Annotated in this window: 1 pseudogene; it reads left to right on the top strand. The window is 37.4% G+C overall.

The window, feature by feature from the left end:
- Positions 1 to 21 precede the first annotated feature (21 nt).
- Positions 22 to 1,133: pseudogene (locus tag PVV68_RS10470) on the top strand (hypothetical protein); the annotation flags it as partial.

Genomic DNA, 1,133 nt, shown 5'->3' with positions numbered 1-1,133 from the left:
ACCAATACTAAAGGCATATCTATGTGTAAGAAATCTATTTATAAGAAAAACTTTTTGTTATGTACAATTGCTGGAACTTTCATTTTTTCTCATTTAACTCCAACTTATGCAAATACACAAACTCCTAAAATTATTAATGGATTTAAGGTGGGCAAGGGAGAGAAAAAGACCTTTAACAATCTTTTTGTCCGTGGAACTGATCCTATGGGATCTACAACTGATCCTGCAGTATCTGCAACTGACAAAGCAGTTATCACAATTACAGATGCGACAATACACACAGAATCAGCTGCTCTTTCTGCATCAAAAGGTGGACAAATTCACGCGAAAGGACTTGAGACAAATTCAATATACAAAGGGTTAGAAACGAAAAACGGTATCATAGAGGTTGAAGATTCAACTATAACCGTCCAAAGAGGGAGTGCTGGTACTGGTATCGTTATTTATGAAACCCTGAAAAGAGATGTAAAAGAAGGTGAAAAGGTTGTAAATAATATTAGTCTTATTAACAGCAAAATTCTTGTTAAAGACGGCGTTGGTATTCGGGGACCTTATGATTCAAAATCTGTCGCTACGATTTCTCTCAAAAATTCAGAAATTCTTGCCGATGTCTTATTGAGAAATAAAACGAAGCGTAAATGGTATGACGATGATATGCTTCCTGTCTCTCTTACATTAACCGCTGATCATTCGGTACTAGAAGGAAGAGCAAGGACTTTGAAAATAAATACAACAGTTTTTACTCTGAACAATAACAGCAAGTGGTACTTAAAAGTCAGTGAAGAGGATGTAGATACTGATTTTAATACCTATAACTATGATCTCAGTGACATTAAACAGCGTGCGCTGTCTACTGTTTCAGAGCTGTATCTTAATAATAGCTCTATCATATTTCGTGCACCGCATGCTCTAGCAAAGGGGCAGTATCAAACCTTGAGTATAGGACGAACCGCTAAGGTTTACAAATCAGAAGAAGATATGGTTCCCGCTGTGGCAACTGCTTACCATGCAACGGGCCATGCCAATATTTATTTCAATATCGAATGGAGTGACGGTCTACCAAAAGAAAAACAAAAAGCTGACCGTCTTCTCGTCCATGGTAATGTGTCAGGCACCACAACAATCTATGTCAA

Origin of the sequence: Bartonella sp. ML69XJBT (genome assembly GCF_028618515.1) — a bacterium.
Classification (GTDB): domain Bacteria; phylum Pseudomonadota; class Alphaproteobacteria; order Rhizobiales; family Rhizobiaceae; genus Bartonella.
Note: the sequence above shows the minus strand (reverse complement) of the source record. Positions and strands in the feature narration are given on the sequence as shown.